We start from the raw sequence: 20,794 nt of genomic DNA on the forward strand, positions 1-20,794 counted from the left end.
AATCACAGCCTTATACCCATTGTATAGATAATTGGCTAAAGTTGTGTAGAAAGCTTATTATATACTAACTTGCGACAGGTCTTTGCTATTATCAATATAAAGTATCCATATAAAGCTTGGTGATAGCGTCAAAGTTTTGCCAACCCGTTTGTTAACTTTTTTGTTTTTTAACTGTTCTGCTTTTCGTTTTTCTTTCTATTTTTAGCTATTTTTTGTTGGGTAAGTGAAATCAATGTCCAAAAATCCGAAGCGTTTATGGCAACGCCTAAAACTGTTGTTTACTGCTGAAAAACCAGCGTCACTCCCTGTAGCCGATAAAAAAACTGACTCTGGCTATTATGCTGAGACAAGCGAGCATAGCGATGCTACTGACTATCAGCCTTTTGCCAAAAATCTAATCAATGCGGCGTTTGATGAACATAGCCATTTACAAGATGAACCACTTTTAGCTAGTGAGTCGCCCGAGTCAGATGACGAATTAGAGCTACAACCGATTACTCCCGATGATATAGAGCATATCTTAGCCAGTATGGGTTATCAATTTATGTATCACCCGGCCAGCGAGCAAGATGAGCAAAGTATTCATCATTATACGATGCAAGTGTCAGATAAAGAGCGGCATTGGGGTTGTATGATTCGTTTTTTTAGTGAGCAGCAATTGATTGCGGTGTACAGTGTTTATCCTACTGCGATTGCTGAAGCCAATCGCCCAGAGATGCTCGCCATGCTCGCTTATCTGAATTATGATTTGATGATTGGCAATTTGGAAATGGATGTGATGGATGGCGAGCTGCGCTTTAAGACGTCGCTTGATTTAGAGGTGACGGGGGTGAGCGAGCTAATTATGAGTTATTTGCTACAGAGTAATTTCTCGTTGTTTTCACGGCTGTATGACACCATTCGCGAGATGATTGAGCAGCCGCACACTACGCACGATTTGCAAGGTGCTGTAGACAAGCTGATTGACTCTCAGCAGTCGCGCAATTTTTTCTTGGCATCTGATGCCATTCAATAATACGCGGTCGACATAAAAAAAGGCGGTGAAATTCATTCATCGCCTTTTTTATGACATAGTAAAAGCTGCTACAACATGGCAGCGACTTCCGCACCTTCGCGAATGGCACGTTTGGCGTCCAATTCGCCTGCCAATTTTGCCCCGCCAATTAAGTGATATTGCGCTGTCAAGTCATCACCCACCGCAGGCATTAAGTCATTGACCGATTCTTGCCCCGCGCAGATAACGATACTATCAACGCGCAATAATTGGCTATGACCGTCTGGGTTAGTAATCCAAATGCCTTCATTGGTAATTTTCTCATAGCCAATGCCGCTCACCTGTTTGACGCCATGCTTGTTGATATGAGCACGGTGCACCCAGCCAGAGGTTTTATTGAGACCTGCCCCCAAGCGACCTTTTTTACGCTGCATCAAATACACTTCACGGGTCGGGGTAATGGGCTCTGGTTTCACCAGTCCACCTTCGCTGTCATAGTGTGGGTTGGTGTCTACCCCCCACTCACGTTTCCATGAGGCTACGCTTTGCGGATGGGGTTGATAAATCACCTTGCCTTGGGCATCTTTTTCAAACGGTTTAACATGGGTGGATGTTAAATATTCGCTGACATCAAAGCCAATTCCGCCTGCGCCGATCACCGCGACTCGCTTACCTGCAACTTTTTGACCCGATAGCAATTCGGCATAGCTCATCACTTGCGGCAACTCTACCCCTTCAAAGTCAAGCGCCCGTGGCACAACGCCTGTGGCAATAATCACATCATCAAACTGACCTGACTCTAGTTCCTCTTTGCTTACTTTATGATTGAGTTTGAGCTCAATATCTAAACTGTCCACCAAATTGGTAAAATAGCGGATGGTTTCAAAGAACTCTTCTTTACCTGGAATCACTTTGGCATAGTTAAACTGTCCGCCGATTTTATCCTGTGCTTCAAACAAGGTGACCTGATGACCGCGTTTGGCGGCGACCGTCGCTGCTGATAAGCCTGCCATGCCTGCGCCCACTACGGCAATTTTTTTGGCTTTTTTGGCAGGTTTATAGACCAGTTCTGTTTCATAACAGGCTTGGGGATTGACCAGACAGGTTGAGCGTTTATTGTCAAATGTATGATCTAGACATGCTTGGTTACAGCCAATACAGGTATTAATTAAGTCAGTTTGTCCTAAACTGGCTTTTGCCACCCAGTCTGGGTCTGCCAAGAACGGACGCGCCATTTGCACCAAGTCAGCTTGGTTCTCTGCCAGCAGCTGCTCGGCAGTCTCTGGCATATTGACACGGTTGGCAGCAATCACAGGAATACTCACGTGGCGTTTGACTTCAGCAATCACATCAGCAAACGCTGCGCGTGGCACTGACGTGACGATGGTCGGGATACGCGCCTCATGCCAGCCAATGCCCGTATTTATTATAGTCACGCCAGCTTTTTCGATGGCTTTGGCGATGGTAATGACTTCATGCATGGTGTTGCCATCGGGCACCAAGTCAATCATCGACAAACGGAAGGTGATAATAAACGCTTCCCCCACCGCCGCACGTATCGCTTTGATGACTTCGAGCGCAAAACGCATACGGTTTTCTAGACTACCACCCCATTGGTCGGTACGCTGATTGACGTGATTGCTTAAGAACTGATTGAGTAAATAGCCTTCTGAACCCATGATTTCGACACCATCATAGCCCGCCATTTTTGCAAGTTTGGCAGTTTTGGCATAGTCTTTGATAGTCGCCAAAATATTTTTTTCACTCATTTGACGGGGTTTGAAGGGTGAAATAGGCGACTTGATGGGACTGGCTGATACCGCCAATGGATGATAACCATAGCGACCGCTGTGCAGAATTTGCAAGATGATTTTGCAGTCATATTGGTGCACAGCTTTGGTGACTTTACGATGGTTTATCACATCGCCTTTGTGATTGAGCGTCCCACCTGCCGGCACCAACCAACCTTCATGATTGGGCGAGATACCGCCCGTGATCATCATGGCAACTCCCCCTTTAGCGCGCTCGGCAAAATAAGCGGCTAGCTTTGGATAGTTAAAAAACCGATCTTCAAGCCCTGTGTGCATCGAGCCCATCACAATACGATTTTTTAACGTGGTAAATCCTAAATCCAGTGGTTCAAAAATATGCGGATAATGGGTGTTATGAGTAGATATCTGGCTGTTATTTGACATAAATAATCCTTGGCAGTAATTTCCTTTCACTATTTGGTCACATTAAGGAACTAATCTTGTCACTTTGTCAAAGAGCTCGTTTTCATAATCAATTCTTCAATGTGGGAATTCGTCAATTTGGTCAAGCAATGTAGCTGTATCAACATACCTTAAGCATACATCAAACCAAAAATAGGTCAACCTATTATAAATAGTCATCTTTGAAAGGATAAGGCAAATTTTGTCCCGATGAGTCTACAAAAAAATCATGCTTATTTTTGCGACAATGTTAATATCACGCTAGGATAAAAGTACAACAGGAGGGAAATTACTGTGAAGAAAATGATTGTGAGCACGTCTACGTCTTGTCTTGACGACCTTGGCATTCCAGAAAATGTCAAAATGTTGCCAATGAATATCCATATGGGCGGTGCCAATTATCTAGATGGACAAAACCTAAGCTTAGACAGTTTATCGCGTATTCTACTCGATACCCCCAATATCGACATCAGTACCTCTGCCCCCACTGAAAATCAGCTCATTGAATTCTTTTATCAGCTCATCAAAGAAGACGTGCAAGAAGTTTTATTCATCTGTTTGTCCTCTTCTTTAAGCCAGACCTACAAAAACTTGCTCAATATCAGCTCCATGTTTAGTCATCGCATGAAAATTTATATCTATGATTCACGCACGATTTCACATGGCGAAGCGATTCTTGTACAAGAAGCCTCACGCTTACTCAAACAAGGCACAGAAATCCCTCAAATCATCACCGAAATCAACCGCCTGCGCGATAAAATCCATATCTATTTGGCAGTTGATAACCTTAAAGGCATGATTCGTACCAAGCGTATTTCAGCCCCAGTCGGCTTTTTTGCCAATTTATTCGGTATTAAACCGATTGTAAAAGTCGAATACTCAGGTCAAATAGTCGCCTTTGAAAAGGTGCGTAGTTTTGAAAAATGTATTGAGCGACTCGCCGATGCTATCATCACCGCCGCCAATGGCAAAAAAGGTAAAATGTATGTGCTTAGCGGCAATTTAAACCCTCATACCAAGTCACTACTTAACTATTTATCGTTACGCGGTTATGCTAAAACCGAAGTTCTTCCTGCCGCCAGTGTCTCTATAGCAAATATCGGTGTGTTCACCCTTGGCTGCGTATTTGTCGAAGACTAAACCCTGACTGTGTTGTACTCGCTTGTAAAACACAGTGAAGGCTTATCTGTTTTGTCATTTTTTATATTTGTGAAAAAGCAGATTGAGATATAGGATTTCGTCAAAATCCTTGTTATGATAAAGGCGTTTATTTGTTAACTACAGGGATGTCGTTATGCCAAACTTCCATACAGGGCTGGAAAAAAATCCTGCCAACTATACCCCGCTTACTCCCATTGATTTTATTGAGCGTACTGCTAGCATCTATCCCGATCAAACGGCGATTGTGTATAAAGATTATGAGCACAATGACCTACGTCAAAGTTGGGGCGAAACCTATAATCGCTGCCGCAAAATGTCGGATGCCCTAAAAAAACTAGGTATCGATAAAGACGATACTGTTGCAGTGCTACTGCCCAATACCCCAGCTATGGTTGAAGTCGCGTTTGGCGTACCGATGTCTGGTGGTGTGCTATGTACCTTAAATACCCGTTTGGACATCAATGCTTTGGTCTTTTGCCTACAGCACAGTGAAGCGAAAGTATTGATTGTCGATACTGAGTTTGAACAGCATGTTGCGCTGGTACAAGAGTCATTTCCTAACTTAATTATCATTCATGCCACCGACCCTGCGGTCACGCCCACTGAACAGTTTGGCAACATGACGTATGAAGAATTCATCGCCTCAGGAACCGACTTAGACAACTGGGAAAAACCAACTGATGAATGGGATGCCATCGCGCTCAATTACACATCAGGTACCACAGGTATCCCAAAAGGTGTGGTGTATCACCATCGTGGTGCCACCTTAAATGCCGTCTCTAATATTTTAGATTGGGATATGCCAAAGCATCCTGTGTATTTATGGACGCTCCCCTTGTTTCACTGTAATGGCTGGAGCTTTCCTTGGAGCATTGGCGAGCGTGCGGGTACCAATGTGTGCTTACGCAAAATTGATGCTGATTTGATTTTACGGTTGATTGGCGATGAAAAAGTTACCCATTATAGCGCCGCACCTATCGTGCATAACATGATTGCCAATGGTAATGAAGCGCTGAAAAAAGCCATCCAACATGAAGTACGTTGTAATGTTGCAGGCGCACCACCGCCTGAGTCTTTGCTTGTCAAAATGGAAGAAATGGGCTTTAAAATCACACATGTATACGGTTTGACAGAAGTGTATGGCCCTGTCACCCTGTGTGTCGAGCGCCCAGAATGGGATGATTTGACTGTCAGTGAACGCGCGCAAAAAAAATCCCGCCAAGGCATGAACTCACATCTGCTAGCGGGGTTTGATGTATTCAAACAAGGCACCACCAACCCAGTTGCAGCTGATGGTAGCGAAATTGGTGAGCTTGCTATCCGCGGCAATATGGTGATGAAAGGCTATCTAAAAAACCGTAAGGCCACCGCAGAAGCCTTTAACGGTGGCTGGTTTAAGACCGGTGACTTGGGCGTCAAATACTCGGATGGTTATATCAAAATTATGGATCGGCTCAAAGACATCATCATCTCGGGCGGTGAGAATATCTCAAGTATTGAAGTAGAAAACGTACTGTATCGTATGCCAGAAGTAGAAAGCTGTGGGGTGGTTGCTGCGCCACATGACAAATGGGGTGAAGTACCGGTAGCCTTTATCGAAATCCGCGAAGGCTCGACGCTAGATCGGGAAGACATCATTGCCCATTGCCGTAAATATTTGGCAGGTTTTCAAGTGCCCAAACATATTATTTTTGCGCAAATTCCAAAAACCTCGACGGGTAAAGTGCAAAAATTTGAGCTACGTCAAGCGGCACGCTCACTGGCGCATGAAGAAGCAAAAATCACTCACCATCATCCGCAAAGCTATTTGGCAGCGACAGCCGACTCCAATCCGAGCACTGCCATGCCTAGCTCTGCCACAGCTAGCAACACCCAAACCCCACCCGATGATTCATCAGAAGATGCGGCGTACTAAGCCTCAATATTGGCGACTCGTATTGCATATCCTCACTTTGTCAGTGGGGATTTTTGTTGCAACATATGCCTTGAAAACACCCAAAAAACACCCATTTATATAGAGATTTTCTCATGTTATTTTTAATTAATTATTAACAATCATAAGCGACAATATATGTCGTATATCAGTGATTTACCCCTATAATTTTTCATATATTTTGTTATTATAGCCTTATCAACTCACTTCTTTTTTAACTTATCCCTACTTTTAAATTGTTCCCGTTTTTATCAACCTTTTTTATGACAAGGAGTCCTTATGGACGACAATAAAGCCAAAGCTTTAACTGCCGCTTTATCACAAATTGAAAAACAATTCGGTAAAAATACTATCATGCGCCTGGGTGATGAGTCAGCAAAAATCAACGTGGATGTAGTCTCCACAGGCTCATTGGGTTTGGATATTGCACTGGGCATTGGCGGCTTGCCAAAGGGTCGTATCGTCGAAATTTATGGTCCTGAAAGTTCGGGTAAAACCACTTTAACCTTGCAAGCAATCGCCCAATGTCAAAAACAAGGCGGTACCTGTGCTTTTATCGATGCTGAGCATGCGCTAGACCCTATTTATGCTAAAAAATTGGGCGTTGATGTCGATGCTTTACTTGTCACGCAGCCTGACAACGGTGAACAAGCGCTTGAAATCACTGATATGCTAGTGCGCTCAGGTGCGGTGGATATGATTGTTGTTGACTCGGTCGCCGCCCTTACCCCGCGCGCAGAGATTGAAGGCGAGATGGGCGACAGCCACATGGGTCTGCAAGCGCGTTTGATGAGCCAAGCGTTACGTAAAATCACCGGTAACGCCAAACGCTCTAACTGTATGGTGGTATTCATTAACCAAATTCGTATGAAAATCGGTGTCATGTTTGGCTCGCCAGAAACCACAACCGGTGGTAACGCCCTTAAATTTTATGCGTCGGTGCGCTTGGATATTCGTCGTATTGGTGCGGTTAAAGACGGTGAAAACATCGTCGGCTCTGAGACCCGCGTTAAAGTCATCAAAAATAAACTGGCGCCGCCGTTTCGCCAAGCAGAATTTGACATCATGTATGGGACAGGTACCAATCATTTAGGTGAAGTGGTTGACTTGGGTGTCGATATTGATGCGGTCAAAAAATCGGGCGCTTGGTACAGCTACAATGACAGTAAAATTGGTCAAGGTAAAGCCAACGCCATTAGATTCTTGGAAGAAAACCCACAAATCGCCCAAGAGATTGAAGCCAAAGTGCGCGCTGCTAAGCTTGGTAATGTCGAACCTGTGCCAGAAGAAGCGCATGACGTTGAACCCCCTGAGTTTGTCGAAGGTATGCAATAACTACCTAGCTAACCAAAACCCTAGTTTTTACTGGGGTTTTTGTTTTTATACTGTTCAACTTGTTCCCAAGCCTGTTAGCTTTTTTTAGTCACGGTTAAAACCGCTATGCCAGATCCTAAATCCTTGTTAGAAACTATCGAAAATCAGTTAATGACTGATGAACAACGCCAAGCTTACCATGACAAGCTTAAAGCTGAGAGCTATATGCGCTGGCTGGCGTTTTATTATCTTGGGCGGCGTGAGCAGTCTAAAAAAGAGCTGCGGGACAAACTACTGGCTAAAGGATGTGATGCGGCGGCTATCGAAGCGCTTTTGAGCGAATTTGAAGCAGAAGGCTATCAAAGCGATGAGCGTATGACATCTGCATTAATCAAAGAAGGTATCGGCAAGCAGCATGGTACCCAGCGGATTTTGCAAACGTTAAAAAAACACGGCTTAACCACCGTCCGTTCGGTCAGTGCGATTAATACATGGATTGAGACGCACAATGATTTTTTTGAGGATCTATCACTCAATGATATCGAATCAGACAAGCCAAATGAGCAGCTAGATGATGCCTATGAAGTGGATTGGCTTGCCCAAGCGGTGGCAGCACGGGTACGAAAATACGGTGATGCCATCCCGACAGAGCCTAAGGAAAAAGCCCGTCAACTGCGATTTTTGCAATATCGGGGCTTTGCTGCCGATGTGTGTTTTGATGCCTTAAAGTATGACTTAACTACCCTAGCCAATCGCTAGGGCAACGGCTATTTTTTTACCGCCAATTGGTCAAAAATTGCGCCATCTTTAAAAAACTTGCTCATAATCTCATCCCAGCTACCAAAAACTTCATTTGGCTCAAACGTGGCAATTGCAGGAAACTGGCTTTGGTATTTTGCCAAAGTCGCCGCATCCACAGGGCGCAAATAATTCTTGGCCATAATCTCTTGGGCAGGCGTATCCCACAAACCTTTTAAATAGGCTTTTGCCAATTCAGTGGTACCTTTTTGCTCGGTAACGGCATTCACCACAGCAACAGGGTTATTAATCTTGACCGAATAACTGGGATAAATAATCTGTAAGTTTTTATCGGCAAATTCTTTTTTGGTGATTTGTGCTTCATTCTCTGTGGTAATTAGCACATCACCGATTTCTCGTTGTAAAAAGCTTGTTGTCGCTGCCCTTGCTCCACTGTCATACACTGCCACATTGCTCAAAATTTGCTTCACCAGCGTTTTGGTTTTGGCTTCGTCATTATTGAAATGGTGCAATCCATATCCATACGCACCCAAGAAACCATATCGCGCTGTACCACTGGTTTTTGGATTGGCAATCACGATACTGACACCGGGTTTTGCCAAGTCATCCCAGTCTTTGATTTGTTTGGGGTTGTTGTTACGGACCAATAGTACCATGGTGCTGGTATAAGGTACCGCGTTATTGGGAAACGCTTGTTGCCAGTTTTTATCCACCAAGCCTTTTTTCACCAGCAAGTCAACATCTGAGGTTTGGTTCATGGTCACCACATCCGCTTTAAGCCCATTGGCCACGCTTAAGGCTTGTTTACTTGAGCCGCCATGCGACTGCTGGATAGTGACGGCTTGTTTTTGCTGCCCCGTAAAAATCGGGTTGTATTCTTTATACAACTCGCGGGATACGTCGTAAGATACGTTTAGCAAAGATACACCATTGCCGTTAGCGGCTGAAGCGCTGGCTGCACTCTCGTTTTTGGGCGGAGCTTTTTGGCAGGCAGTTAAGCTTGCCACTGCCATCACTGAAATACCGGCTAATGCCAAGACTTTGCCTTTAAATTGCGTACGGGTGGTGAATGGGTGATTTTGGGTCGCGTTTGTCATGTTTTCCTCATAAGTTTTCAAGGTGCCAAGCTAAATATGTAATGGCTTAATGATTGAAAATATAGTAAGGATTTTTATTTATACTGTCTTGGAATATTTAATACTTTCATTATTCCTTAGATGAATAAAAAGCCCGTAATGCATACGGGCTTTGAAAGTACAATTCTGCGATTAAAATTTTAAAAACGGGTTTTAAATTTTGGCGCAACTGGATTGGCTTGACCGCTGACTGTCGTAGTATTTGCGCCTGCTTGGTTGTTTTGTCCAAATAATGGACCACCGCCACCGCCCATGCCTTTGGTCAACCCTTGCACCGCTTTCATCATTTTACTGATGCCCGATGGGTCGGATAGCATTTTCATCATTTTTGCCATTTGCTTGTGCTGCTTTAACAGCTGATTGACATGCTGTACGTCTTTACCTGCGCCTGCCGCGATACGGCGTTTACGGCTCGGGTTGATTTTATCAGGGTTTTTACGTTCAAATGGGGTCATGGAATGAATGAGCGCTTCCATTTCTTTGACCTTTTCTTCTGGCTTGGCATCTGATACCGCTTTTTGGATATCCGCACCGCTCATGCCTGGCATTTTATCCAAGAAGCCCGCCATGCCGCCCAAATTCTTCATTTGTTGGAATTGGGTTAGCAAATCCTCAAGGTCAAACTCACCGCCTTTTTGGATTTTTTTCGCCATTTTTTCCGCTTTTTCGCGGTCAATTTTTTGCTCGACTTCTTCGACCAGTGACAGCACGTCACCCATGCCCAAGATACGCTGTGCCACACGCTCAGGGTGGAAGGGCTCAAGCGCATCAAGTTTTTCACCACGACCCAAGAATTTGATCGGTTTGCCAGTGATGGCACGTACCGACAACGCCGCACCACCGCGCGCATCGCCGTCAGTCTTGGTCAAAATCACGCCAGTCAAAGGTAGCGCATCATTAAAGGCTTTTGCAGTATTTGCCGCATCTTGACCGGTCATTGAGTCAACGACAAATAAGGTTTCTGACGGAGTGACCGCTGCGGTTAAGGCTTTGATTTCGTCCATCATGGCTTCGTCGATGTGTAGACGACCTGCGGTATCGATAATCAAAATATCTTGAAACTGTACTTTGGCTTGTTCGATGGCGCGTTTGGCGATATCAATCGGGTTTTGGTCAGCTCTCGATGGCACAAAATTGGCTTTGACTTGCTCAGCGACTTGCTCAAGCTGCTTGATTGCTGCGGGGCGATAGACATCGGCAGAGACTAGCATGACTTTTTTCTTATGGCGCTCTTGCAGATATTTGGCAAGTTTACCGGCTGTGGTGGTTTTGCCCGCCCCTTGCAAACCCGCTAGTAGATAGACAACAGGTGGTTTGCCTGTCATTTCAAGTGATTGGTTAGCACTGCCCATCATCTCGGTCAGCTCGTCATAGACGATTTTGACAAAGGCTTGACCTGGAGCGAGTTCTTTAAGGACTTCTTGACCTAGCGCTTTATCTTTTACCCGTGACACAAAATCGCGCGTCACTGGCAAGGCGACATCAGCTTCTAATAGGGCCATACGCACTTCACGCAAGGTGTCTTTGATATTGTCTTCAGTTAGCTGCCCTGTACCAGAGATACTACGTAAACTCGTCGACAGGCGTTCGGTTAAGGTTTCAAACATATAATTTCTCTAATCTATTGCTATCAATTTTATAATCTTACTATTTTATGCTAAATTAGCTAAAACTGCTAATATAATACCGATAAAATCGCGATTTGTGCATGGCTCATGCTAGTATAACCATCGCATTTTGCACGTATTTGATGATTTTTAATGAGGCTAGGGTGTTTGTAATCTTCGTACTTGCGTTAGTCTGTTATGGCTTAACTACCATCTATTTGATGTGGGCAGTTACGCAACAAAAGCCCATCCGTAAAGGCATGGTGCTTGGGCAATTGCTGATTGGGTTATTGGGTCATGCGGTGGTGTTATATCCTGATATCATTACCCAAGGGGGGCTAAACTTTAATATTTTTAATGTCGTGTCGTTGACGACATTGTTTATGCTGTTATTTTATTGGGGATTTTGTCTTTATCGCCAAATTTTGCCGCTTGGGATTTTGGCAACGCCGTTGGCATTTTTGGGCATGATGATTGGTTTTTTTGGCGATGCACCCTATCACCCGCTATCAACCATCAGTCCTATCTTACAAGCCCATATCATCATGTCTTTGGCTGCTTATTCGGTACTATTTATGGCAGCGATTGCCGCGATTATGCTGCGGCTACAAATCAGCGAACTAAAACGTCAAACCTTTCACCGTGTCTGGGTCGATAAACTACCTTCACTCCAAAGCATGGAAGCCTTGCTGTTTGATATGATTACTGTGGGTTTTCTGCTATTGTCGATTTCGCTGTTGTTGGGCTTTATCGATACCACCAATTTACTGGCGCAGCATTTGGTACACAAGACTGTGTTTAGTCTGTTGTCTTGGTTGGTATTTGGGGCGTTATTGGTTGGACACTGGCGCTTTGGCTGGCGAGGTCAACGAGCTGCTAATATGACGCTATATGGTGTGATTTTGCTTGGCTTGGCGTTTATCGGCACGAAGTTTGTGTTGGAGCTGATTTTAAGCAAATAAAAACCCCAATTTTATTGCTAAAACTGGGGTAAAATGCCGCTAAACTAAGTGATAAGTAAGCTGCTAAATTAAGTAACTAGTAACTAGTTATCCAATTTTGATTGTACATAGCTGATAGCACTTTGCACCGTGGTTAATTGTGCGCTGTCTTCATCAGGAATGGTAATACCAAATTCGTTTTCAAAAGACATCACCAATTCAACAAGGTCAAGTGAATCTGCGCCGAGGTCATCCATAAATGAAGATTCATTTTTGATGTCTTCTGCATTCACGCCTAATTGCTCAGCCACTGCGGCTTTTACTTTTTGTTCGATTTCGTTACTCATGCTTCTCTCCTTGCATTGGGGTATATGATATATCGAGTAAACTACATATTAGAGCATATTATCATGCTCATTGCCTATTTCAAAATAAAATAATGCAACCTGTTACTATTTCAAAAACTGTATTTTAAGTTCAAAAACTGCATTCTAAGGCTCGCTAGGTTGGTGTTTGGCAGGCTAAACCATTTACATGTACATGCCGCCATTGACGTCAAGCACAGTGCCGGTAATATAACCTGCTTCTTCACTTGCCAAGAAATTTACCGCAGCGGCGATGTCTTCAGGTTTGCCCAATCTGGCTAGCGGAACGGTATTAAGCATGGATTGAATCAATGCTTCATCAAGCTCGCTGGTCATATCAGTGTCGATAAAGCCTGGTGCCACGCAGTTGACCGTGATTTGGCGTGACCCAATCTCCCGAGCCAGTGAACGGGTAAACCCTTCAATGCCTGCTTTGCTTGCCGTATAGTTGGTTTGTCCGGCATTGCCCATCGCAGCGACTACTGAGGTGATATTAATAATGCGACCTTGCCGCGCTTTCATCATGCCTTTTATGGCGCGTTTACTAGTGCGAAACACCGAGGTCAAATTCACGTCGAGTACGCGCTCCCAGGCATTGTCATCCATTCGCATGAGCAGACCATCTTGGGTAATACCGGCATTGTTGACTAGTACCTGTACATTGCCAAATTCTTTTTCAATGCTATCAAATAACTGGTTGATTTGCTCGGCATCTTGCACATTGAGCACACGACCTGCGCCCCCCAATTCTTGTAGGTAATCATTGACTGCCGCTGCGCCTTTTTCACTGGTAGCAGTGCCGATGACAAGATAGCCTTCATTTGCTAGACGTTTGGCGATTGCTTGACCAATTCCACGGCTAGCGCCTGTCACTAATGCAATACGTTGAGTCATATACTTCCTTGGTTTTTTTATTGGGCTGATAATTGTTGTTTTATATTATCTAGTTTGGCCACTGTATCGGTTGCTAGTGTGGTAATTTTCTGCGCTTGGCGTTTGGCTAGTCCTGTCAGCACACTACCGCTACCACATTCGATTTGTAAGCTGATTTGCGCGTCTGCTAAATTATTCTCAATAGTCGACCATAGCACGGGCATATTGAGCTGCTCAATCAACGCTTGTTTGATTGCGGTCACATCGGTTTCTACCCGCGCATGGCGATTTTGTATCACGGGAATACTGGGCGGGTTAAATGTAACGGTTTCTAATTCTGCGGCAAGCTTATCGGTGGCAGGCGTCATCAGCTGACAATGTGACGGTACACTGACTTTTAGCGGCATGCTTTTTTTACCGAGTGAAGCAATTTTCTCTGACGCTAAATCCACGCCTGCCACATTGCCTGCAATCACCACTTGCCCTGGCGCGTTAAAATTGGCTGGGCTGACCACTGCCTGCGCATGCGCCGCTACCACAGCATCACATATTTGTTGTACATCTTCATCAGGCAGACCTAAAATCGCCGCCATTTTGCCTGTTTGTGATTGCATGGCGGCGCTCATATACTGGCCACGATGATGCACCAGCTTTACCGCATCTGCCAAACTCAACACCCCAGCGGCACACAGCGCACTGTATTCACCCAGTGAATGCCCGGCAACATATGCCGGCTGTAAATCAAGCTCATCGCGCAGCACCCGCCAAATTGCCATACTAGCGGTCAATAGTGCAGGTTGGGTATACGCAGTATCATCTAAAGACGCGGCACCTGACGCCCCTTGGCATATCGCCCACAAGTCAAACCCAAGCGCTTTTGAGGCTTCATCAAACGTTGCTTTGACAGTAGGATACTGGGCTGCCCAATCGTTTAGCATGCCCACACTCTGCGAGCCTTGTCCTGGGAAAATCACAGCATATTTCATAGAGGCAGCATTGTCTTGGGATGAAGTGGCTGGTTGATTTGCGCTGGTTTGGCTTTGCATTGGGTTATCCATAATGTCCTAACTTATTATCTTGTACTGCTTATGTTGTACCGCTTATGTTGTATTGCGTCTACTAGACCGCTAAAAAACATGGTCAAAAAAATTTGCTTGGGCAATTTTTTGGTCGATTACTTTACCAAAAGTTATCAGCAAAATCAAAATGGGTCATTAGCGTGGATTGACGTTATAGGCTTATCAAGCTTGGCTGGCAATAATATAACTTACTATCGAGCCAGCAGGCAAAAGTAAGCCAATAAATTTATGTGTACAATTGTACTCTGATTATTATGGCATATTGAAAAAAAAATTCTAGCTTTTTCTTTGGGGTATTTTTACATCAAAAACAAATAAAAAAAGGCTGATGAATTATCATCAGCCTTTTTGGTGCTTAGCCAATGCATACTAAGCTATGTCAAAGCCCTGCATTTTGCGCTAATTATTCAGCAACGGCTGCTACTTTGAATAATTGACGACCACGGTAAAAACCGTCTTTGGTCGCATGGTGACGGATGTGTTTTTCACCGGTAGTTGCATCTACAGCAACAGCATTGATTGTGATGCGGTCGTGTGAACGACGCATATCACGGCGTGAACGGCTTTTACGGTTTTGTTGAACAGCCATGAGGTTAGCTCCTGTGCTTCTCGCTATTAAAACATCGTTCCCTTAACCTCATTACATCATCATGCAAACAACTTGATATCGATATTTGGCACGGATATAAGGCAAACTATTGGAACAGACAATCAGATAAATTTATAAACGCCATATTATACGTAAAAAAACCTATTTAGCAAAGCCTTAACCGACATTTAGTGGCAAGTTTTTGTTACTACATGTGTGACGGCGTATATAATGGCGTGGTTGTTATTAACTTTTTAGGCTTGCCAGTACCGCAAACGGATTTTCTTTTTCCGCCACTGCCTCTGGCAACTCGCCTACCTCAGTCACTGCCATTTCGCAGTCATCATGCTTGGGCGCTAATGGCAAATCAACCAATAATTCATCTTCAATCATTGGTAATAGCCACAGTTTATTGTCATCCGTTAGCTCATCAATCAGAATAATTTCTGTGCCTTCATCAAGCAATGCGACGTGATTTTCATCTTCAAGCAGTGCAAGCTCACTATCGACATCCAGACTCACTGCGACGGGGTCTAGGCAGCGCTGGCAGGTTTGCCAAAGCACGCCCGTAGTGTGTAATTGCCAAAATACCACGTCCCCTTTTTTCTGAATGTCTAATATCACATCCAGTGGTTGATCGTTGTCATGATGTTCATCACCCAAGGCATAGATACGTGGCAAATCCTTGAGACTCACCTCGCCTTCCCAGTGATAATGGTTATCGTTGTTATGCTCCCAACGTGCCAAGTCAATAAACTTAACCAAGCTGGCACTGGCGCCAATCTCACTGGTGGTGTTATTGGCGGTTTTGGATGGGGCAGTTGTTGGTACATCTTGCGATGATTGTGATGGCACGTTTGATAAAGAATGTAGCGTCATTTCACCGCTCCTGTTATTTATGTTGCGTTACAGTATAAAGCATACTGACGTCCATTGCATGGTAGCATGTTGTTGGCGTGATTTCCTAGTCGATGCGGGCGGTTAAATTGTATAATAGCAATTTTTATCGACCCTACTTTTGCTATGTCCCCACACCTATCGCCAATATCCGCACAAATATCACCACGAACCCTTGCTATTTTTCCCTTTATGACGCTGCCTTTTGTCAGTCAATTCGCGGTGGCGCCTGTGTTAGCCAATGATATTGACACAACTGTGATTGACCAACAAAGTGCGCATTTAGCATTAAGGGTTAATTTTTTGCCCGTACTCGCCAGTATATCAAAGACAAAAAATCGCCCTTTGACTGACTATCAATGGGTATCGGTGGAAGCATTACAAGTGCAATGGCTAATGGGTTGGTTCAAACGGTGGTTTTGCCATCGTGATACGATTTTGGTCAAAGGCGAGCATGAGCCTGAATATTTTGCCGCGACCGATACTGAGCCTGCCAAAATTGTGTTTGCGCATGGATTTTTTGCCAGTTCCTTGCATGAAATTAGCCATTGGTGTATGGCAGGTCAAAAACGCCGATTGCTCAATGACTTTGGCTACTGGTATGCGCCCGATGGACGTAATGAGCAGCAGCAACAACAGTTTGAACAAGTAGAAATCCTGCCGCAAGCGATTGAATGTTTATTGACGCTGGCTTGCAACAAACCCTTTAGTGTGTCTAAAGATAATTTGTTTGCCGATTTTGACACCAGTCAAAGCACTTTTGAAGCTGATGTACAAGCCCAAGCGGTGAAGTTTTGGCAAACGGGGCAAAAACTGTCAACCGATGCCAAATTCTTGCTAAGCCAGTTAACTAAACTGCGCCCGCTACCATTGACCTCGTTTGATATCTTTCACAATTTTATCAAAGTTAATTTTTATCAAAGTTAATTAGGCCAATAAAAAAGGCAGTTATTGAACACTGCCTTTTTTTGGGTATAAAAACTTAATCTTCTTTATATTTTTCATGACAGGATTTACAGCTAGCGCCCAAATCACCAAATTGGGTTTTGATGCCATCAACACTGGTTGCAGTCGCAGCGGCGGCATTGAGGGCACTGGCAGCGGTTTTAAATTTATCAATTTGTTGTTGGAACCCTGCAGCATCGCGCCAAATTTCATCTTTTGCTTCACCGCCTTTGGCTGTCTCTGGATAATGCACCCAAGGATTTTGGTTAAGTTTCTCGGCGGCGGCTTTGACTTGCGCGGCATCAAATTTGCTTGGGTCTTTGACCATCGCACCAATCGTTTGGTTGGTTTTTTTCCAATCTTTCATGATTCTTTCACGCGCTTTTTTGTGGTCTTCTGGCGTCATGTTAGGGTCAACTGCCGTGGTCGAGGTTGTCGTGGTACTTACCGTAGCGGTTGCAGTTGCACCATTCGCGCTAGCGGTAACTGTGGTAGCAGGCGCTGAAGCAGTCGTTGTGGTTGTGGTTTCTGTTTTTTTATTACAGCCTACCAGCGCCATCGCAACGATTAATGGGGTGGCAAATTTTAATGCAGTCGACATCGTCCTTTCCTTCCGTGTTTTTGGTTTATATGAATTAAATAATTAATGTTATTATCAGAGTGTGGATTAATCATCTCTAAGGATTTTAACAAGTATTGGCAAAAAAATTATTATGATTTGGTAACTAAGCCTAACCACTGTTTGAGATAGGGTGTGGTTTTTTGATTAAGTGCTTTGTAATTTGATTGCTTTGCCTTGGGTTTTGATTGGCTTGCCTTGTAGGACGGCTTGGGCGATTTTGATATGTTTAGGGTCATGAAAACCTGTGATGTGATACAAGGTTAGACCGTCAGCATTGTAGATGGTCATCCCATCAGTGGTCGGCTCAATGCTATCGCTAGGCAATAATTGATAGCTTGTGACTTTAGCACCTTGGTGATGGCTAAAACCCTGTTGGGTCAGTCGCAGCTCACCCCCTGCTAAAGTCGCCACCTCTTTTTTTCGGTTGAATGATTGCCACACAATACCTGCGATGATGGCTAGTAAAATCATAAGCGAGCCGATGGCAACTGATAGCATTTTAAATACCATCAATAGCCCTACCCCGGCAATAGCGATACTCACCCAAAGTATTTGGGTCAATATGGTGGGTGTCGCCGCTTGACTTTGCAAACCAATGGTAACGCCTGTCTCGGTGACTTTTAACATAATCATCTCTATAACGATTTCAAGGGCGTAGCGCCTACGCCCTTACTAGCCCAGCTTGTTTTGTTAGGCTATTTTACCAACCTAGCACTGCTTGTTGTTCGGCAATCAGCTGTTTGATACCTTCTTCAGCAATCGCTAGCATTTCATCCACTTGCGCACGGGTAAAAGGTTTTTCTTCGGCAGTGCCTTGAATCTCGATAAACTCGCCTTTTTGGGTCATCACGACGTTAAGATCTGTGTCACAGCTTGAGTCTTCGCTATAGTTCAAATCCAACAGCACTTCACCATTTTTGATACCCACAGAGACCGCTGCTACCAAGCCTACCAAAGGATCGGCTTTGAGTTTTTTGGCGGCTTGCAATTTTTCTAACGCATCGACCAATGCCACAGCCGCACCGGTGATACTGGCAGTACGGGTACCACCATCGGCTTGCAGCACGTCACAGTCGATATGGATGGTATTTTCCCCAAGCTTTTCAAGATCTACCATCGCCCGTAGGCTACGACCAATCAACCGCTGAATCTCTTGGGTACGACCTGATTGTTTACCCTTCGCGGCTTCGCGTTGGGTACGCTCGTGGGTCGCACGTGGCAACATACCGTATTCAGCAGTAATCCAGCCTTTACCTGTGCCTTTGAGCCAGCGCGGTACTTGGGTTTCGATACTGGCGGTACATAGCACTTTGGTGTCACCATAGCTAACCAGCACGGCACCTTCGGCATGTTTGGTAAAGTTACGCACAAAACTAATTGGGCGAAGTTGGTTGTTTTCACGATTATCGATACGCATAAGATTCCCTAAAAGACCGCCTTGACGGTTTGGTAGATAGTTTTTAAGCAATGGGCAAAAATTACAGTGGTTTTATGCTACCTTGCCAACCCAGTTTTAGCAAGATAATTCCGTCAGCAACATGGCAGGTTGCTATTCAAGCCCTTCGCGCTTACGTAGCTCTTTACGTAAAATCTTACCAACATTGGACTTGGGCAGACTATCGACAAACTCGACATAGCGTGGGCGTTTATAGCCACTTAAGTGCTGTTTACCAAACGCCAGTAGCTGCTCAGCAGTGACGCGGTTGTGTTTTCTGACCACGAATATTTTAGGCTCTTCCCCGCGCGTCGCGCTTGGTACGCCAATCGCCACACACTCGAGCACATCGGCATGCTCGAGCATCACCGACTCAATCTCATTTGGGTAGACATTAAACCCTGACACCACAATCATGTCTTTTTTACGGTCAACGATTTTAATAAAACCGCGCTCATCAATGATGCCAATATCGCCTGTGCGCAAATAGCCTGTTGCGGTAAACGCATTAGCAGTCTCGACAGGTAGATTGCGATACCCCACCATCACTTGCGGACCTTTGACAGCGATTTCTCCGCGTTCGCCAATGCGCACAGGTTGGTCGTTGTTGTCCAATAAGATGATGTCAGTGGCAGGGGTTGGCAGCCCGACTTTGTTGGTAAATTCTGCGATAGTTAACGGATTAAAGGTAATCACAGGTGCGGTTTCTGAAAGCCCATACCCTTCGATAATCGGCAACCCTGTGATGGTATGCCATTTTTTGGCAACGCTAGGTAAGATTGCCATGCCCCCGCCAATGGTGGCTTTGAGTTGGGAAAAATCTAGCCTTCGAAATTCAGGATGCTGTATCAAGGCGCTAAATAGCGTATTGACCCCCAAAATAAAATGCGGCGGTGTACGCCTTAGCGTATTGACCAGTTCATTGATATCACGTGGATTGGGCACGAGCCTTGATGCAAACCCACGATACAAAATAAAAACACAGCAAATGGTGAATGAAAATACATGATACAGCGGTAATGACGCCAAAATAATATCTTCCTGCCCTTCTTCATCATACGCGCTGCGAATCAACGCATCGATTTGCAGCAAATTGGCAATCACATTGCCATGACTGAGCATCGCGCCTTTTGCCGTGCCTGTGGTACCACCGGTATATTGAATTAATACGATATTCGATAACGTGAGATTTGGGCGCTCATAAGCCTTGCTAGTGCCCGCTAATAACTGACTAAAATAAATCCAATTACCTTTTGGCGGCAAATCGGTGGTCGCTGAGACCAAATTGATTAATGCGCCTTTAAGCTTACTTTTTAAATCGCCCAAACGACAGATGATTAAATGATGTAAATCGCGGTTAAGGTTATCGGCAATGTCTTTATAGGTATAAATAAATTTATCTAATATAAACAACGCCTTGATGTCGGCATCATCCATTTGGTGCTCAAGCTCGCGACTGGTGTAGGAAGGGTTCATACTCACCAACACCATGCCAGCACGAATGACGCCAAGGGTAATCACGGGATATTGCAAAATATTGGGCAACATCACGCCAATGGCGTCACCGACCTTGAGCCCTAACTGCTGTAAATAAATGGCAACTTTTAGACTCAGTTTATCTAGCTGCTCGTAAGTAATCTGCTGATCATCGCAATAATACGCCACTTGCCGCGCATGTTTGGCAAACCCCGCTTCTAACATGTTAATCAGCGACGTTTGTTCATCTGGCATATCGATGGTACTACGAATGTTATAGCGCTCGTAGCTAATCAGCCACGGTTGCTGATTTTCTTCCCATTCATACATCTCATGCATCGGGCAGTCATTGATTGGTGAAATAGCGTCATCCATAAACTCAGTATTGCTCGTAACAGCCCATTGGTATCCCCAATTTTATAAGGTTAGTTGGGCGCGATGCAATAAAAAACCCA

At 44.6% G+C, this 20,794-nt stretch carries 18 protein-coding genes and 1 pseudogene; 7 read left to right on the forward strand and 12 right to left on the reverse strand.

Annotated features, from left to right (window positions below; all coding sequences use genetic code 11):
- The first annotated feature begins 232 nt into the window (after positions 1–232).
- On the forward strand, positions 233–1,015 hold the full coding sequence (locus RT422_RS07555; protein ID WP_313421850.1) for a YbjN domain-containing protein: 783 nt from the start codon (positions 233–235) through the stop codon (positions 1,013–1,015).
- Between the two features lie 68 nt (positions 1,016–1,083).
- On the opposite strand, the gene RT422_RS07560 is transcribed toward RT422_RS07555, so the two are convergent.
- Positions 1,084–3,189: an FAD-dependent oxidoreductase gene (locus RT422_RS07560; RefSeq protein WP_313421851.1), complete on the reverse strand. Its 2,106-nt coding sequence runs from the start codon at positions 3,187–3,189 to the stop codon at positions 1,084–1,086.
- A gap of 327 nt (positions 3,190–3,516) precedes the next feature.
- On the opposite strand from RT422_RS07560, the gene RT422_RS07565 reads away from it, so the two are divergent.
- The 4 genes and pseudogenes from RT422_RS07565 to RT422_RS07580 all read left to right on the forward strand — a co-directional run bounded on the left by RT422_RS07565 (position 3,517) and on the right by RT422_RS07580 (position 8,374).
- Positions 3,517–4,347, forward strand: coding sequence for a DegV family protein (locus tag RT422_RS07565; protein ID WP_309596490.1), 831 nt, complete (start codon positions 3,517–3,519; stop codon positions 4,345–4,347).
- Positions 4,348–4,501: 154 nt separating this feature from the next.
- Positions 4,502–6,133: pseudogene (locus RT422_RS07570) on the forward strand (AMP-binding protein); the annotation flags it as partial.
- A gap of 447 nt (positions 6,134–6,580) precedes the next feature.
- On the forward strand, positions 6,581–7,636 hold the full coding sequence (recA, locus tag RT422_RS07575; RefSeq protein ID WP_007115617.1) for a recombinase RecA: 1,056 nt from the start codon (positions 6,581–6,583) through the stop codon (positions 7,634–7,636).
- Positions 7,637–7,741: 105 nt separating this feature from the next.
- Positions 7,742–8,374: a regulatory protein RecX gene (locus tag RT422_RS07580; RefSeq protein WP_313421852.1), complete on the forward strand. Its 633-nt coding sequence runs from the start codon at positions 7,742–7,744 to the stop codon at positions 8,372–8,374.
- 8 nt (positions 8,375–8,382) lie between these two features.
- Here the strand turns inward: RT422_RS07580 and RT422_RS07585 are convergent, their stop codons facing one another.
- Together RT422_RS07585 and ffh are read right to left on the reverse strand one after the other, a co-directional pair.
- Positions 8,383–9,471: a sulfate ABC transporter substrate-binding protein gene (locus RT422_RS07585; protein ID WP_313421853.1), complete on the reverse strand. Its 1,089-nt coding sequence runs from the start codon at positions 9,469–9,471 to the stop codon at positions 8,383–8,385.
- Positions 9,472–9,650: 179 nt separating this feature from the next.
- Positions 9,651–11,117: a signal recognition particle protein gene (gene ffh, locus RT422_RS07590; RefSeq protein WP_284034803.1), complete on the reverse strand. Its 1,467-nt coding sequence runs from the start codon at positions 11,115–11,117 to the stop codon at positions 9,651–9,653.
- Positions 11,118–11,281: 164 nt separating this feature from the next.
- On the opposite strand from ffh, the gene RT422_RS07595 reads away from it, so the two are divergent.
- Positions 11,282–12,079, forward strand: a complete 798-nt coding sequence (locus RT422_RS07595) for a cytochrome c biogenesis protein CcsA (RefSeq protein WP_313421854.1) — start codon at positions 11,282–11,284, stop codon at positions 12,077–12,079.
- A gap of 83 nt (positions 12,080–12,162) precedes the next feature.
- Here the strand turns inward: RT422_RS07595 and acpP are convergent, their stop codons facing one another.
- The 5 genes from acpP to RT422_RS07620 all read right to left on the reverse strand — a co-directional run bounded on the left by acpP (position 12,163) and on the right by RT422_RS07620 (position 15,843).
- A complete protein-coding gene (gene acpP / locus RT422_RS07600) occupies positions 12,163–12,405 on the reverse strand; it encodes an acyl carrier protein (protein ID WP_060994515.1) in 243 nt (80 codons plus the stop codon).
- A 183-nt stretch (positions 12,406–12,588) separates the two neighbouring features.
- Positions 12,589–13,317: a 3-oxoacyl-ACP reductase FabG gene (gene fabG / locus RT422_RS07605; RefSeq protein WP_313421855.1), complete on the reverse strand. Its 729-nt coding sequence runs from the start codon at positions 13,315–13,317 to the stop codon at positions 12,589–12,591.
- Between the two features lie 17 nt (positions 13,318–13,334).
- Positions 13,335–14,282 carry an ACP S-malonyltransferase gene (fabD, locus tag RT422_RS07610; protein WP_313421873.1) on the reverse strand — a complete coding sequence of 316 codons (948 nt, stop codon included), beginning with the start codon at positions 14,280–14,282 and terminating at the stop codon, positions 13,335–13,337.
- Positions 14,283–14,778: 496 nt separating this feature from the next.
- On the reverse strand, positions 14,779–14,964 hold the full coding sequence (gene rpmF / locus RT422_RS07615; protein WP_007115626.1) for a 50S ribosomal protein L32: 186 nt from the start codon (positions 14,962–14,964) through the stop codon (positions 14,779–14,781).
- A gap of 246 nt (positions 14,965–15,210) precedes the next feature.
- Positions 15,211–15,843 (reverse strand): YceD family protein, encoded by a 633-nt coding sequence (locus tag RT422_RS07620; protein WP_313421857.1) that lies wholly within the window; start codon positions 15,841–15,843, stop codon positions 15,211–15,213.
- A gap of 144 nt (positions 15,844–15,987) precedes the next feature.
- On the opposite strand from RT422_RS07620, the gene RT422_RS07625 reads away from it, so the two are divergent.
- Entirely contained in the window at positions 15,988–16,788 is an 801-nt protein-coding gene (locus RT422_RS07625; protein WP_313421858.1) for an elongation factor P hydroxylase, read from the forward strand.
- A gap of 55 nt (positions 16,789–16,843) precedes the next feature.
- On the opposite strand, the gene RT422_RS07630 is transcribed toward RT422_RS07625, so the two are convergent.
- From RT422_RS07630 to RT422_RS07645, 4 genes are all read right to left on the reverse strand, one after another.
- Positions 16,844–17,407, reverse strand: a complete 564-nt coding sequence (locus RT422_RS07630; RefSeq protein ID WP_239743300.1) for a c-type cytochrome — start codon at positions 17,405–17,407, stop codon at positions 16,844–16,846.
- A 165-nt stretch (positions 17,408–17,572) separates the two neighbouring features.
- Complete coding sequence (locus RT422_RS07635) at positions 17,573–18,055, reverse strand: hypothetical protein (protein WP_313421860.1); 483 nt, start codon at positions 18,053–18,055, stop codon at positions 17,573–17,575.
- Positions 18,056–18,128: 73 nt separating this feature from the next.
- A complete protein-coding gene (rph, locus tag RT422_RS07640; RefSeq protein ID WP_060994509.1) occupies positions 18,129–18,845 on the reverse strand; it encodes a ribonuclease PH in 717 nt (238 codons plus the stop codon).
- A gap of 132 nt (positions 18,846–18,977) precedes the next feature.
- The gene (locus tag RT422_RS07645; RefSeq protein ID WP_313421861.1) at positions 18,978–20,714 is read right to left on the reverse strand and encodes an AMP-binding protein; all 1,737 of its coding nucleotides are present in this window, start codon (positions 20,712–20,714) and stop codon (positions 18,978–18,980) included.
- Positions 20,715–20,794 lie beyond the last annotated feature (80 nt).

Source organism: Moraxella sp. CTOTU49803, from assembly GCF_032097965.1.
Taxonomy (GTDB): Bacteria; Pseudomonadota; Gammaproteobacteria; order Pseudomonadales; family Moraxellaceae; genus Faucicola; species Faucicola tetraodonis.

Coding starts and splice junctions, on each gene's coding strand:
- RT422_RS07580 (WP_313421852.1), top strand. CDS start 7,742: ATGCCAGATCCTAAATCCTTGTTAGAAACTATCGAAAATCAGTTAATG.
- RT422_RS07620 (WP_313421857.1), bottom strand. CDS start 15,843: ATGACGCTACATTCTTTATCAAACGTGCCATCACAATCATCGCAAGAT.
- acpP (WP_060994515.1), bottom strand. CDS start 12,405: ATGAGTAACGAAATCGAACAAAAAGTAAAAGCCGCAGTGGCTGAGCAA.
- RT422_RS07645 (WP_313421861.1), bottom strand. CDS start 20,714: ATGGATGACGCTATTTCACCAATCAATGACTGCCCGATGCATGAGATG.
- RT422_RS07625 (WP_313421858.1), top strand. CDS start 15,988: ATGTCCCCACACCTATCGCCAATATCCGCACAAATATCACCACGAACC.
- ffh (WP_284034803.1), bottom strand. CDS start 11,117: ATGTTTGAAACCTTAACCGAACGCCTGTCGACGAGTTTACGTAGTATC.
- rph (WP_060994509.1), bottom strand. CDS start 18,845: ATGCGTATCGATAATCGTGAAAACAACCAACTTCGCCCAATTAGTTTT.
- RT422_RS07635 (WP_313421860.1), bottom strand. CDS start 18,055: ATGTTAAAAGTCACCGAGACAGGCGTTACCATTGGTTTGCAAAGTCAA.
- fabG (WP_313421855.1), bottom strand. CDS start 13,317: ATGACTCAACGTATTGCATTAGTGACAGGCGCTAGCCGTGGAATTGGT.
- recA (WP_007115617.1), top strand. CDS start 6,581: ATGGACGACAATAAAGCCAAAGCTTTAACTGCCGCTTTATCACAAATT.
- fabD (WP_313421873.1), bottom strand. CDS start 14,282: ATGAAATATGCTGTGATTTTCCCAGGACAAGGCTCGCAGAGTGTGGGC.
- RT422_RS07560 (WP_313421851.1), bottom strand. CDS start 3,189: ATGTCAAATAACAGCCAGATATCTACTCATAACACCCATTATCCGCAT.
- RT422_RS07555 (WP_313421850.1), top strand. CDS start 233: ATGTCCAAAAATCCGAAGCGTTTATGGCAACGCCTAAAACTGTTGTTT.
- RT422_RS07630 (WP_239743300.1), bottom strand. CDS start 17,407: ATGTCGACTGCATTAAAATTTGCCACCCCATTAATCGTTGCGATGGCG.
- RT422_RS07585 (WP_313421853.1), bottom strand. CDS start 9,471: ATGACAAACGCGACCCAAAATCACCCATTCACCACCCGTACGCAATTT.
- rpmF (WP_007115626.1), bottom strand. CDS start 14,964: ATGGCTGTTCAACAAAACCGTAAAAGCCGTTCACGCCGTGATATGCGT.